A 14828-nucleotide genomic window follows, 5' to 3' on the forward strand; every position below is an offset into this window, starting at 1 on the left:
GCCGGGAGTTGGTCGCTCGACAACCGATGCCGCAAGCGGGCATTCATTCATGTGCCTGGTCATCGACGATCGACATATCGAGGAGGTCTGCCGGGTTTTTATTGCCCCAAAGGTACTTTGACATCGCATGGGTGCCCTTTTCTTCACGATCTCTAATCGCCGAGTTGAGCTGGCTTCGGTTCGCTTCGAAATGGCAGATCTTCAATCTCCACGCCGCTGGATTGTTCATGTCACGACAGCGATCGACAGTGCTGTGCAACCAGATCCAACATCTTCGATCAGCCGTTTCCAGGAAAAGCACCCAAGCTGCGAATGCTTTGTCAAGAGACTGCTCGGAGAGAAACTTCTCCCACCAGTAGTGAGCGATCGAATGCATATTCCGTGAGAGCATCGCGCGTTTGGTCACATCATCGTGATCGACCCCGTTGGGCCACGCCAACCTGTCGATTTCAGGTCTATCGATCATTCCTCTGAGCATGCAGGCTCGCATGCCACGCCAAGAACAACCAGAAGATTCATCCTCAGCAATCTTTCGATTAAGCCAATCGACGGCTCCGTTGATGCTCGCAACAACCACGATATCCAAATAGGCCTTTTCGGTCGTGTTTCGCCTGATACTGAAGAACTCATCGCGAAGCGCATCGACGGCCGGACTTGAGGGTACGCGGAATAAGACATGAACACATTCATGAATGTCCGCAAGTCCGGAAATTCGTATCGGCATGCTCGATTCGAGATAACGCCAAAGAACGGCTCCGCGCCCAGGATCTGAACACAAAAGAACCTCGCAGATCGCCAAGAACAGTCCGCCCGCCCGATTGACTCTGGCTCTGAATTCGATGCTTTGAGTGTCCATTCCAGAAAGCCAAGAATTGACAATCTCTGGATAATGTTCCACAAAAGGGCGAACGTCCTCTGCTGAAAATGCGATCTTGAAGAGCAGTGCTCCCTGGTTGTGCATCTGCTGAATATGAGCGCGCCCGCGCTCATTGACCTGTGCCCACCTGGCCCTTCGATACGCGTCGTCAAAAGCCTTTTCTGGGTCGGCTTCGTCGTCACCGTCTTTCTCGTCAAATGTCGGACGAAAATATCGGTCACTCGTATCAATAACGATCTCGACGGGTGAAGGCTCTTCTGGCCAGTAGGCGACATCCAACGCCCTCGAAATTTCCGCTGCTGCCACCCCCAAACTCTGTGCATCTCCCCGCGAGCATGCCTCGCGAAGCAGACGCCAAGGCGCGAGGCGGCCACGAAATTCATGGAGAGGCACATCCTTGCTTGCCGCCAGTATCGCCGAAGACCCAGAGCCCATTTCGAGATGTGATTGATCTGGCTGAATTCTCCAGCCAGACGCGAGCAATCGCATACCGAACCGATCTGGGGCGCAGTTCGCAAGCGCCATGAATCCAATCACGCGGTGACTGTCGTCGCCTTGTACTTGTGAAAGTGGGAACAGTGTGTCGAAAGCAGGTTCGGAAATATTGATCTCGTGCTGAGCAAGGTGGTTGAAAACCGCTTCTACAGCCCTTCCAGCAACAGTGCCTCGCTCCGCGATAAAGCGGTCAATCTCTGCCGGTGAACATGCGTCCGTGCAGTTCATCTGTCGAACCAAAATCCACGCACGCTCATCATCCGCCATTGCACACAGCTGATCGTAAGGCGGCAGGAAGGAAACGTCCAACTGCAACAGGTGCGCTCGCGCCACCTTCTCGTCGCTTGCGTTGTCACTCTGGTGGTCGTAACGACGCTTTGCGTCTCGAACAGCCTCTAGTTCGCTCGCTCCAGCGACCAGCAAATATTCAGGCGCCTTCAGGCAGGTCCAATAAAGAGCCTCGCCTGTCCGCCTTCCAAGCTCACGAATGCGCCTCCTGCATAGATCGCCCAGGTCATTTGGCGCGAACCTCGCACCGACAGGCATGATCTCCTCAAAGCGGTGTTCTTCTATGGTATAGAATCTGCCGGTACTGAGCCTTTGTATGTCGAAACACGATATGGCTGAGCCGATATCTGAAACCATAGAAGGTGGAACGACAAAATTCGGGTCTGGCAAGAGCTTTTTTAACTTCCTGCACTTCTCCAGCGCATCTATGCGTTTGTCATGAAGGACCAAGTCGAGGTGCCTTCTTTCCACCTCGAAGAAGCTCGCCGCAGGATCGGCGAGATAATCAGCCTGATAGCTATAAATTTGTCTGGAGGGTGGATTTATTGCGCTCGCTCTGGCATCCATGATCGGGTTGTCCGGGAGCCAAAGCAGAAGTGCGGCAACGCGCGCCTTGATATCAGGGCGGACATTTTTTTCAAGATCTGAAGCAAGCACGGCTTCTGCCATCTGAGTCAGCGCAGACTGTGTCGCCCGGCGAGTCATTGGATCGAAGAGAAGTAACCATTTCAGGCTTGCCCATGTGTCAGAGCGTGCAGGACTTAAAGCGTGCGCGACCGCAGCCGCCTTGAACACCATGGCTGCGTTGTCCAGCCGGCGCCCTTGCAATGCCAGAGCCACGCACCCACCGAGATATGGCTCGCGATAGGGGCGGATCGCCACTTTGGTTCCCAACACAACGACGCTTCCGGGCTGGTCTGTACCGATATCTGCAATGAGTCGCCTGGATAGATACTGCGCAGCCTCATCGCTTTTTGTGCGCTCGGATGATGAGGCGCACTCGGTGACGGCGAGCCATTCTCCAAGCCGCACTAAGACCTCACTCCATGCGCCTTGGTTTCCCTCTGGAATTCGACGAATTGCTTTCAATATCCACTGCCTCGCGGCGGCGTGCGCGCGCGCAGTGCTTCGTTCCATACAATTCAAGATCGATTTCGGTATCGCTGGCGCCGCCGCGACGACTTCTTGCAGATGCCTTTCTTCGCTGTTCTGCCCTTGGAGCAACTCTGAGGCGATTGCGGTGACCACAGGCTCCCTCGTCGAGGCTTGTGTCGATACCGCAATTGCCAGTGCGGCTGCGAGGGCGTCGGCAGTGCTCGAAGAGGCCCGGATGGGGTCCAGGAAGCTCGATAGTTCGACTGCGACATCTTGGTCTGAAACCATGTTCAGCCTGTCGACGATTGCAAGACCGAGCGCGAGGGCTATTGTTTCTGCGCGCGGGCGATACTTGGTAGGCGTGCCGGGGATCGCTTCCATCCACGTGCCGTCGATGATCTCTTTGAGCCGCCGCTGATTTTCCGAGGGTGTGCGATGTTGCTGAGAGACCGTTTGCGAGAGGTCCGTGATCGACATTGCGCCATTGGCAGCACTATCTTCCTTGTTCACGCTGTAGTTCTTCGCCAGCGTAAGCAGCCATTCTTCCCACTCGGAATTGACAAAAGCCCGCCCCACACGATGGCCCATTTCATCACGCCCATAGACCCACAACAGTCTGAGCGGCGTGATATCACCCTGCATCATCACTTGATCTCGGAATCGAATGACGAGCGGAAACATCCTCGGATTTCTAGCCAGCGTGAGAATGTTGTCCGGAACGTCGGATCGCGTCATCCCGTTCATCCGCAGAATTTGGTCGAACTCTCCTCCCGGCGTGATGTCGTAGGGCTCGACACTGATCGTTCTCGCGGGAAAAGCGAGTCGACGCAACTGGTTAAGCTCCTGAATGAAATAGTTGCGCTGCGAACTCGCAATGACTCTGATGGAAGCAAAGCTGTCGCCCTGCAATATTTGCAGGAGACGTGACCAGTCGAACGTTGGCGCTTGGTTCATGCCGTCTACGATGACAAGTAATTGTGTCGAACCCGGAGGACAATGCTTCAGCATCCTTGTCAGTCGACGGCTCCAGAATGTATCCGAGCGAACGCCGGCGAGATGTCGAAGCTCCCTTGCGATGAAATCATGAACCCCTGCAGGAGACAGATCCCGGATTTCGCAGAAGGATGATGATGGAATCAACAGGGTTGGCGGTAGCCGACTCAATGCGTTGTGGACCCATTGGAAAGTAGCCCAGGTCTTTCCAACCCCCTCCTCGCCGACGACGATCGCAGGATCTCGCCCCGGTTGGTCATACCATGCTTGCAGCGCGTTAGAGATGGAGACCCGTTCGATACAGTCGGAACAGGCGCCTTGGGCAATGTTCTGTGCAAACTGCGCTTTGGCTTCCGCTTCGCTTTTCCACATGGATTCAATATTGCGATCGGCGGTCTGCTTGACCCAGGTGAGTCCGATGCACGCTTGCTGAATAGTTTGGCGTAGGCGGTCCCATTGCTGGGACGCAACTTGCACCAACGCACCCGCGAGACGTTCTGCTTCCTGGCCATAGACACGCCCAACAAGCTGCGGGGAGTACGCGCAAAGCGCCGCAAATTCAGGAATCCCAGGGCCGACGGATGTCCAGTCGATGACCAAGATTGGAAGACCGGTTTCCTCGGCTTTGAGGTGGAGTTTTTCCCGCGTGGTCTCGTCGACCGAGCGTGTCGCCACAAGAATCCACGCCTCAAGATCTTGGTTTCGTGCGAGCGCATCGTCGATTTCGCCACGAAGCTCACGGTCATCAAGTCGAGTCGACTCCGAATAGCGTTTACATTCAACGCGGATATTGCGGTCCTGTTGCCCTGCGGTGCCACCATCGGCGCCATGTTGAAACCCTCCTCGCGCCAGAAAGAAGGGTACGGCCATGAACTCGGACAGCAATTCGACTGCGACCATTTCGAGTTGCGCGGGAGTGCCGCCCCTCAACTGTGAACACAAATCTTCGATCGTTCCATGAACAGACGAGATGGTCACTTTTACACGCTCTTGTGATTTTTCTGACTGATGAAGTCGATAGCGATTGCGTTTGAAGTACCTGCTTTCTGACGAATGCCACTTTCATCGCCTTCTACAGCAGCCTTCTATCGCGACGCCGACGGATTGTGGTCGGGCCATCATCCCGGCAGGGTCAATCCAACGTCTGGCTCGACCAGCGCCTCCGGCCCCTGGTTTCCTATGTCGAGCACCGGCCATTCGCGGTATTCAACTAGAGATGGCATACGCTCCATTGCACCGAGCGGTTCGATCCCCATGCACCGCATGCGCTCGACCAGTTCTTCCAGCACGTCATTCTTGCGGAGAGACCAGGTTGAGGCGAAGCAGCGCCAGAACACCCAGCCGGCACGTTCGAGGATCCGCTGCCTCTGCATGTCGGCCTGCCAACGGTCTGGGCCGTGGAACTCATCGCCGTCGCATTCGATCGCAAGGCGCACGTCGTCCGCGCCTTCGACCACCATGTCGATGCGGAAGGCGCCGGCCTTGACTTGTGGTGTGACCCGGTAGCCGCGGTTGAACAGTTCGGTGTAAACCTGACGCTCAAAGCCGGACTCACACAGGTCAATCAGACTCGAGTGGTCGTCGTTTCTCTCCATCGGCTTGCTGAAATGCTCCAGCAGCGTGCGGCGAACATCTGCCGTCGACAACTCGTCGAGCCGCACCGATCGCACCAGGTACATCCGGTCGCGCGCGCGACTGGCGGCAACATTGAACCGCTGCTCAAACATGTTGCCGGAAAGCGCGTGGTGGTTACCGCTGTCCGCAACCATCGACAGGAATATGATGTCGCGTTCGCTGCCCTGGAAGACACGGGCGTCGCCGCACTCGAAGCGGCGGCGCAACAGTTCAGCGGCGTCACACCGGCTGCGGACCAACGTATCGATCGATTGAGCCTGGTCTGGGCCGAGCAATGACACGACCCCCAGCGTCCGGTGCCGCAGCTTTGGGTTGCGCAGGATAGCCTCGATCTCTTCAGCGATGACCTCGGCTTCCTGCCGGTTCGCATCCTTCTTGTCGCGCTTGCCAGTAGTGACGTAGATGTCGACCAACGGCGGATCAAGCCGCTCCGATGCCTTCGGTACCCGCAGCGGCTTGATCTGGTCCTTGTAAAAAGTCCGGTTGCTGTACGCGATGATGGGATGTACGCAACGGAAGTGCTCGGCGAGCATCACCTTTTGGGCCGCGAAAACCGTGGAAGCAATGTCATATAGCGACTTCTCCGGTGTCAGGTCCGCGGCGTAGGCTTGATCGGCCAGAAAGCGTTCGCGCAGGGATTGGATCTTCGCCGCTGAAATGAAGCCGCCCTCCGGCGAAACCTGCTTGTCGTCACCCACCACCAATATCTGCTTGCCGCGCAGTACAGCCGGTAGAGCCCACAGGTTTGACTGACTGGCCTCGTCAACGATGACCAGATCGAAGGCGCCCAACTGGGCGGGCATGCTTTCCGAGACCTTGGCGTGGCTCATGATCCAGCACGGGATCGCACCCTGTGCATCCTGCATCGCTTGCTGTGCGTCGCGACGGTAGCGCGTGGCATTGGGCCCGGTACCCTGCCCGATCCTGCGAATGGCGGTGCGATAGCTCTCAAGTGCCGAAAGCACCCTCGCCGACGCTTGGGACTTCGCTTCCAGCCACGCGGCGCGTGCCACCAGCCGCTCGTACTGCTGTGCAAGCAATCTTTCCAGATCGCGGCGCCGAGCAGACAAAGTCAACAACTCGTCTCGGGCGTCGATGCTGTCCAGATGATGCCGGATACGCGCCCAATTCCAAGCGTCACGCCAGGCGACAGGCAGCACCTCATCTTCGCCGGAAGCGGGCAATGCCTGCGTGCGCAGGCGCACGGCCAGCTTCTGCCCGCCCGCAAACGCTACCCGACGGCAAAGTTCGCGCACAGTGGAGATCGGGTGTGCCAAGGCTTCGATGCGTTTGATCTCGCCAATCAGTTCCACGTAACGGGCGACGGCACGTTCGGTCTTCACGTCCGGGTTGCCGAGTTCCGTGGCGATGAACACACGTAGATCTTCGGCGACAGTCCCGTTCGCCCCGGCCAGCTTCTCTTGAAGGATCGCAAGCTGGGTCGCGGCCGCAGCCAGTTCCGCTCGAGTCAGGTGCTGCAGCAGCTGGGTCCTGATGATCGACAACTCACCGGCTCCCCCCAGGAGCTCTTGCGCAGGCGGTGTCTCAAACACGCGCCCCGCAATTAGAGGCAACTGCACATCATGCACCGTAGCCAGCGAATGGACTTTCATCGCGGCCTGCGCTGTCAGCTCGGTGGAACGCAACGCCTCTACGTTTCCGACCACCGTAGGTACCGACAGCAACTCGGCGAACTGGTTCCAACGCACGCTGAAGGAATGCACCCGCGCATGCAACTCCAGATAGCGCTTCACATGCTCCCAGTCGTCCTGGCCGGCTGGTGGCTGGCCCGAGATGCGGATGGCAGCGACCTCTGACTTGGCGTCGCCAGCGCCGAATGTGAACAGCCCGAACGGCTTGCCCGTCTCGCTCGCTTTCTCGACAGCCTCCCGCACCTTCGGATGGCCGATCGCCTCAACCGATATCTGGACCGGCCGCTGCAGGAATGCGGCTCGCGCCTTGGCCAATTCCTCGATCTCGCCAAACAGTGCTTGGAGGGCATCCCGCTCGCTGGCGAACTCAGGGCGTCGGCACTTGCTGCGCAATTCGAAGACCCAGGCGCTATCCAAGGCTTCTAGTTCGCGGACGATGCTGGTCACGGTCTCGACGGAAGCGAGCAGGCGCCGCGCTTCCTCCAGGACTTCCGGCGTCGTGGCGCGCAGAGCGCGGAGTTTTCCGCCGTCCTGTGCGTCGTCGATCTGTCGCATCCTCACGAGTGCGTTGTGCAGGTTCTCAACGGTTTCGGTTGGCAGCAACACCTGACTCGACGGCAAGCGGGCGCTCACGTAGTGCAGATCCGATCCCAGGCGCCGCCGTGCATCGCGAAGCTCCTGCGCGTCCGCAGCTGTGAGCGGGGGCGCATGTTCGGGCCCAAGCGTCAGCGCATCGTCGAACCAACCGTGCAAGGCTTGGCCCTCGACCACCATCTCCGCCATCTTTTGCGCGCGCATCGCCACGCCATCGACCTCAATGTTCGCCAACTGCTGCTCGGCAATGGCATTCACCCGGTGATCGATGACGGACACCTCGCCATGTGCGGCGTCGATCTGCTGCCTGCAGCGCTCGATCTCCTCTTGGGTGATGCGCGGATTGAGCTGGGACAGGTTGTGGATGATGGCTTCAATCGAAGTCTGGAACTGCCGCATGCCCTCCTTGTCACCTGACAAAAGGGCCACGCTGAGCGGACGCACCTCTTCGGGTATCTTCGACTGCAGTACCTCCAAGGCATGCTCACCCTTGGAAGTCACCAGAACCTTGCGGCCAGTCGCGAGGTAATGGCAGATGATGTTGGCGATGGTGTGGGTCTTGCCTGTACCCGGCGGCCCCTGGACGGCCACGCCCGGCGCGCGCTCCAGCATCTCCACGATCGTTTCCTGCTCTTGGTTGTAAGGCAAGGGGAAGTAGAGTTCCCGTGGTTCGCCCTGCCTGCGACCTCCACCGCACATGCCCCGGAACGAGATGGCCTCGTAGCGGACGACCTCACTAGAGGGAGGCGTCACCAAGGCTACGGGGCCCGCCGGAATCGGGTCGCCGGCCAACAACCGAGTCTTAAGTCGGCGGATGTCCTCGACAAGGAAGTTGCTCGACCGCTCCCGAACCAGCAGCACCCAGCGAGGGGTGACCACCAGTTCGGGACCGGGCATGGGCAGGCCCGGGAAGACCGGGTCGTAGCGCCCCTCCTTGCTGAGATTGCCTGCCGCCAGTTTGAGGATGGGCTCGAAACTCGCGATGTCGAATGGCGTGACCGGGTGTTCGACCTCCCTGGCCAGCAATTGCCGGGCCTGCTTCTCGACCTCGGCTACACCCATGACTTGGCAGGCGCCGAAAGCGTCGAACTCAAGACGGGGCGAGACCGATCGGGGGCGGACAGCAATGCGGTGAGTCTGCGGATCGAGTTCGATCTCAACCACCTGGGTGAGCAGCGGGTACTGAAAGTCAATGGCGGCGGGTGCGCCGGTTCCGCCTTCCGTCAGATGCCCTTGAAGCTGCCAGGCAGAAACGCCGATGCCCCAGACCAGTTCCGAGGGCTTCGAGGTCTCCTCAGCTTCAAGCCGCCCTTTGAGCATGAACAGATCGCCGTAAAGCGCGATCGACCGGCGTCGCGGCTTCTCCCCTTCGGCCCAAGCCTGCCACAGCGGCTGGAGTTGGCGTAGCGCTTCCGCAACCGCACCCCGACGCTCGGCGTCAGCCTGGGCGGCACGCTCGGCCCCCAGCGTGCGGACCTCGGTCGCATAGCGGTGCTTCAGATCGGTTTCATTGGGCTGCGGCGCTGGGCCGCTGGGGTCGTCGGAGATCGCGATGAACTCACGTAGCGTCGGGTCGCCGGAGCGCGGAGCCGGTCGTGCCTCCAGCCGCTGCACCTGAAGCCAGATATGGTCGCCCTCGGGTTTGAGATCCAAGTCGACACCGGGCAACGCAGCGAGATCCGCCTGGAAGCGCCGGAACACTGCTGTGCCCGACAACGTGTAGGCACGCGGGTCGATGTCCTTACTTTGTTCGACTACGTAATCCAGCAGCCTGCCAAGCAGTCCGTGTTGCGGCGTTCCGACCATGAGCCTCCCCCCTCATTTATCAAGCAGCATACCCCTATCCCAATCCCAAATAATCTTTGCACCGCCCCGCGACAGCACGGTAAGTGCGTCCCTTGCGCCGCTCCGCTCAAGTCCTGAATGCGCTGTTGATCAAGGGGCAGGGCTAGGCCGGTCCCACGGCCCCACCTTCACGATGGCAAGGGCTCATGCCCGTTGCGGGGCAATCTGTACCATCCTCGCCGATCCGACAACACCAGGGCGCGGTATGCCCGATTTGCCTCTGGATACTTGTTCCGAGGAAAAGCGTCGATCGGCTTCTCCAGCGCGACTCTGGCCCTTTCCATCAACAGATCACGATCAATGGCGACACCCCGCAGTTCCCACAGAACGCGCAAGACGGCAGCTTGAACCCTCGTCAACGGGATCGGCACGCTCTCGCCTGGTAGCAGAACCTGACTGAAGTCGTGCGAGAACGGCCCATCTTGCAGAGTTGCCGTATGAACGTGCGATGGCGCGGTGACGCCCTTCCAAACCGCCTCATCGGCAACAAGACCCTTGCCGTGCGTCCGGAACGCCGCCGGCAGCGGCACCAGTTGCACCAGCACGCCGGGCAGGTACACCCGCTCCGGCGCGGTGGTCGTCACCAGGATCGTCGGAATGTCACCGACGTAGCTCGGCCACGCCGACCGCAGTACGCGCAGGGTCATGATGTCGCCCAATTGCTGGCCGAACAGCACCCGATGGCGCCTGCCTCCCTGTCCAACATCGCCGAGACGCCAGACCTTGCCGGGAACGATCATCAATGCCGACTCGCCCGCCAAGCCCAGCGCCTGCGCCATGCGTCGGCGCAGCCAGTCGCCATCAGGCGTGAGCCGCTGAAGATCTTCCACAGTCAACGCGACCGGGCCGCAGTCCCTGCACGCAGCCATGTCCACAGCGACCACGTGGACGCTGTGCGCTTCGCACATCGGGCAGATGATCGCCTGCGCGCGGACTTCGGTCAGCGCGCCCATCTGTCGCAAGCGTTCGAGTCGTCGACGCAATGCCGCATCGGCCAGCGTCGACGCAACGGCCGTCCGCCCCTGCTCAATGCAGGAGGCCAACCACATCAGGAATTCCATGAGAGTCACGCCCGTGGGGCGTCGTAGGTCGTTAACCGATCTTCGGTACGAGATCAGCGGCCGGGCGCCAGTGCGCCAGCCAGGATTCGAGTCTTGTGCGCAGACCGAAGTCGAAATCGGCCAGGTTGCTACCGCCGCGTCGCTTCAGGACGAGTGTCGCCGATCGGCCGATCGCCTGTCCGATCTCGGGCAGGAACGTCAAATCGATCTTCGCCGCGATCACCCAGAAGCGTTCCTGGTGGGCCGGGTTGTCGTTCGGCATCCATTCCGACAGCAGCTGAAGCACACCGCCGTCCCTGCCATCGACCGGCGCAAGCACGACGATCTCGCCGCCACTCACCTCGTCCAGCAACGTGACCTCGCACAGGCGTGCCTCGGCCACGGATGGGTCGTCGGGCAGGCTCAGGGGCAGGCGAAGGTGATCCAGCAGCATCGGCTCGACCAGATGCGTGGACAGCCCTCGTCTGCGGCAAGCTGCATCGAAGATCTCGCGGTGGCGCAGATAGACCCACAACGCACACTGGGCCGGTGCCGCCGGCAAGTGCAGGAGTTTGATGCCAACAGCCGCCTCGACTGCAGTCTCGCGCAGCGCATTCAGGCCAGCCGTGTCGGCGAGCAAAGCGACTTTGCGGAGCCCTGCCAGGATGCAATCGCGAACGGAGAGCGGCGCACGCTCGATCTCGACCGCGATATGCAGCGTCGCGCAGGCCGCGTCGTCGGCATCGACGTCGCGCAGCACGAGACCGCACTGTGCCAGGAAGTCGAGCATGACTTCATCCGGCGGAATTTTCTGGAGCAAATCCAAATGCTTCATCGGGCTGGACACGATCCGTCTCCAGCGCAAACCTCGACTTCGTATCGACGATCCCCTTCGCCGACGCGGCGTACCGCAGATCCACGCTTCATCTTGTTGTTGAACAAGCGGGCGATTCTAGAACGGCCGCCGCCGTTGTCAATGTTTCGTTAAGTTTTGTTACATCGTCACACTTCGCCGCGGCATGGCGCCGGGTGTAACGTTCTACACCTGCGAAAGTGGTCTCGAAGGCGAAGTCACACCTGCCCTGCCAGTAGCACTCCCGTACTCGATGCGGACGCAGAAGGGACGACATCGTTCGACAGGCCTTCCACCAAAGGTGGCCGGAAGGGACAGTGTGGCCCGGTCGTCTGCTCTGCTGCATACGCCGATACGTTCGGCGATACTTTTCCCAACGAAGAAGGGAAGCCGTCAGAATGCGGAAGATGACGATTTCGTATGGCCCGACCAAAGGGCCATCAGGCAAGGAACGGCGATTGGCTCAGTACTACTTGGCCACCAATACGGACAGCATGCAGTTCTATTGCTTTGATGAGCCGAAAGAGGGAGCGGAGAACAAGTGGACTCTCATCAGCCAGCTTGATCGGTCTGTGCTGCTTGCTGCAGGCGACAAGGAGACCGCGCGAATCTGGGCAATTCGACTAGGCCTCACGAACTGGACATATGTTCGGGTCTGAGCGGTGTAGGACTTTCCTGACACACATGTTCGGAGTTGACTGATTTCGCGATCACCCAACCGATTGCAAGCTGAGTCTCATCAAGCCTGCGTCGAAGGTCGCCCAAACCGGACGGCCGCTCGGAGACGCGGTCCATCAACATCCGCCAACAAAGTGCTCATGATCGCTGGCCTTCTGCGCCACTACGTCACGCTGCGATACAGCAGCCGGTTTGGATTGGGACACTGTCCGCTGGTTTGATATTCCAGTGGAACACCCTTGACCCCTTCCAACCTGCACGACCCGGCGCGCATGACGGCGCCACAGCGGCGCACGGAGGCCGCCGCACTCCTGGCCTTGGGCCTGCACCGCCTGCGCGGCGGTGACGCGCACGACGACGCCGTGCGCGCGCCTTCTCCGGTTGACCTTGGCTTTGGCGCGACACAGCGCGTCCATGCGGACTCCACCAACCGGAGTCCACACGCATGACCCAAGATTCTTCCCCCGCGGCGGCGGCCGCATCGATGGCCACGCGCATCGCGCGCCTGGCCGACTGGGCCTGGAACGATCTTGCCAGGGAATGGCATCGTCTTTTCGGCGTCGCCCCTCCCGTGTCCAATCGGCGCTTCGTCGAAAAGCGCATCGCGCACCGCTGGCAGGAAATCGAGTTCGCCAAGACGGATCGCACCCTCCTCGACCGCAATCGCCGACGCATCGACGAACTGGTCGCGACGGGCACGTTGGCGCGACATCGCGTTGGCGCGGTGCCAGTCGCCGGCACCGAACTGGTGCGCCTCTACGCGGGCGTCGAACATCGCGTGCAAGTGCTCGCCGATGGCGGGTTCGAGTACGCCGGCACGCGCTACCGGAGCTTGTCGATGATCGCCCGGAAGATCACCGGCACCCAGTGGTCGGGGCCGTTGTTCTTCGGCCTGCGCAAGGGAGGTCGTTGATGAGTGCCGTTGCCCCCAAGCGCCTCCGCTGCGCCGTCTACACCCGCAAGTCGACGGAAGAAGGACTGGACCAGGCGTACACCTCGATCGACGCCCAGCGCGATGCTGGCGCCGCGTTCATCAGCAGCCGACGCATGGAGGGCTGGATTCCGGTGGCGGCCGACTACGACGACGGTGGATTCTCCGGCGGGACGCTGCTGCGGCCCGCGCTGCAGCGTCTCATGGACGACATCCGCGCGGGCCAGGTCGACATCGTCGTGGTCTACAAGATCGACCGGCTGACGCGGTCGCTGTTCGACTTCGCCGAACTGGTCAAGGTCTTCGAGGAGTACGGCACGACCTTCGTGTCCGTCACGCAGCAGATCAACACCACGGACGCGATGGGGAGGATGATGCTAAACATCCTCCTCGCGTTCGCGCAGTTCGAGCGTGAACTGACTGCCGAGCGCATCCGCGACAAGTTCGTGGCCAGCAAGAAGAAGGGGCTGTGGATGCACGGTATCCCGCCGCTTGGCTACGACGTCGTGGACCGACGGCTGGCGATCAACGAGGTCGAGGCCGGCCAGGTCCGAACGATCTTCCGCCGTTTCGTCGAGTTGGGATCGATCCTCAAGGTCGTGCAGGAGATCCGCGCGCGCGACTGGTGCAACAAGACGTGGACGACCAAGACCGGGCGGACCCTGGCCGGTCAGCTCCACGACAAGAGCTCGGTCCACAAGATCCTGCATTGCCGGACCTACCTCGGCGAAATGAAGCACCGCGACCAGTACTTCGAGAACACGCACGCGCCGATCATCGAACGTGCCCTGTGGGACGAGGCGCACGCGCTCCTGCAGGTCAACGGCCGGGTCCGGGCAGGTGCCTCGCGTCGCGGCAAGGTGGAGTTCCTGCTGAAAGGCCTGCTGACCGGTCCGGACGGCCGCGCCCTGTCGCCATGGCACACGACCAAGGCCAACGGCCGCACCTACCGCTACTACCTCAGCACGCGCGACACACACGAGGGGCCGGGCACGTCGGGCCTGCCGCGCCTGCCGGCCGGGGAACTGGAGGGGGCGGTCGTCGCCCAACTGCGGCGCGTGTTGCGAGCGCCCGAGATGATCGAGGCGATGGTCCCGCAGGCGGTGGCTCTCGACCCGACGCTGGACGAAGCGCAGGTGACGGTCGCGATGACGCAGGTCGACCGGGTATGGGAACAACTCTTCCCGGTCGAGCAGCAGCGGCTGGTCCGGCTGCTGGTCGAACGGGTCATCGTCTCGCCGACGAACCTGGAACTGCGGCTGCGACCCAGCGGGATCGGTACCCTCGCCGCTGACGCCCGCCCGCTCGCTGGAGTGGCGGCATGAGGGGGCCGACGCTGAAGGTGTCCGGGCCGGCGGCCGAGGTGGTCGCCAGCGACGGCGGCGTCACGCTGAACATCCCGATCGCCCTGCGGCGGCGCAGCGGGCGGCGGGTCGTCGTGTCCGAATGTTCCGGGTTCGAGTCCGGAAAGCGGACTCGAACAGGCGCCACCCCACTGCAGCTGGCACTGGCCCGGGGGCACCGCTGGCTCAGGATGCTGGAAGCCGGCGAGGCGGCCTCGATGAGCGAGATCGCCCGTCGCGAGGGGACCGATCACAGCTACGTCGCCCGGCATATCAACCTGACCCTGCTGGCACCGGACATCGTGGCGGCCATACTCGACGAGACGTTACCTGATGGTGTTCAGCTCATCGAGCTCGCCATCAACCCACCGATGCTGTGGGAGGACCAGCGCCGATGGCAGGCAGCCATGGTGGATTGAATACATCCTCCTCAGACTCGGGACTTGCAAGAAAGGATCTGTCGGAATAGTTTAACGGTGTGCCGGTCACGCCGGCCCGCCCGTCCACAA

8 protein-coding genes are annotated in these 14828 nt (G+C 60.9%); 4 read left to right on the forward strand and 4 right to left on the reverse strand.

The genetic code is table 11. From position 1 onward, the window contains the following. Positions 1–43 precede the first annotated feature (43 nt). The 4 genes from ACT53Q_RS18320 to ACT53Q_RS18335 form a co-directional block, all read right to left on the reverse strand. A complete protein-coding gene (locus tag ACT53Q_RS18320; RefSeq protein WP_476188105.1) occupies positions 44–4726 on the reverse strand; it encodes a P-loop NTPase family protein in 4683 nt (1560 codons plus the stop codon). Between the two features lie 140 nt (positions 4727–4866). Next, complete coding sequence (locus ACT53Q_RS18325) at positions 4867–9435, reverse strand: AAA domain-containing protein (protein ID WP_476188106.1); 4569 nt, start codon at positions 9433–9435, stop codon at positions 4867–4869. A gap of 167 nt (positions 9436–9602) precedes the next feature. After that, positions 9603–10535, reverse strand: a complete 933-nt coding sequence (locus ACT53Q_RS18330) for a hypothetical protein (protein WP_476188107.1) — start codon at positions 10533–10535, stop codon at positions 9603–9605. A 31-nt stretch (positions 10536–10566) separates the two neighbouring features. Further along, positions 10567–11361 carry a hypothetical protein gene (locus ACT53Q_RS18335; RefSeq protein WP_476188108.1) on the reverse strand — a complete coding sequence of 265 codons (795 nt, stop codon included), beginning with the start codon at positions 11359–11361 and terminating at the stop codon, positions 10567–10569. A gap of 413 nt (positions 11362–11774) precedes the next feature. On the opposite strand from ACT53Q_RS18335, the gene ACT53Q_RS18340 reads away from it, so the two are divergent. The 4 genes from ACT53Q_RS18340 (at position 11775) to ACT53Q_RS18355 (ending at position 14738) form a co-directional block, all read left to right on the forward strand. Then, positions 11775–12026 (forward strand): hypothetical protein, encoded by a 252-nt coding sequence (locus ACT53Q_RS18340; RefSeq protein WP_476188109.1) that lies wholly within the window; start codon positions 11775–11777, stop codon positions 12024–12026. Positions 12027–12490: 464 nt separating this feature from the next. Beyond that, positions 12491–12958: a DUF2924 domain-containing protein gene (locus tag ACT53Q_RS18345; protein WP_476188110.1), complete on the forward strand. Its 468-nt coding sequence runs from the start codon at positions 12491–12493 to the stop codon at positions 12956–12958. Continuing rightward, positions 12958–14301 (forward strand): recombinase family protein, encoded by a 1344-nt coding sequence (locus tag ACT53Q_RS18350; RefSeq protein ID WP_476188111.1) that lies wholly within the window; start codon positions 12958–12960, stop codon positions 14299–14301. Before ACT53Q_RS18345 ends, ACT53Q_RS18350 begins: the two co-directional genes overlap by 1 nt. Continuing rightward, positions 14298–14738, forward strand: a complete 441-nt coding sequence (locus ACT53Q_RS18355; protein ID WP_476188112.1) for a hypothetical protein — start codon at positions 14298–14300, stop codon at positions 14736–14738. The genes ACT53Q_RS18350 and ACT53Q_RS18355 overlap by 4 nt, the downstream gene beginning before the upstream one ends. Positions 14739–14828 lie beyond the last annotated feature (90 nt).

It is taken from the genome of Lysobacter sp. DMC97 (assembly GCF_056313745.1).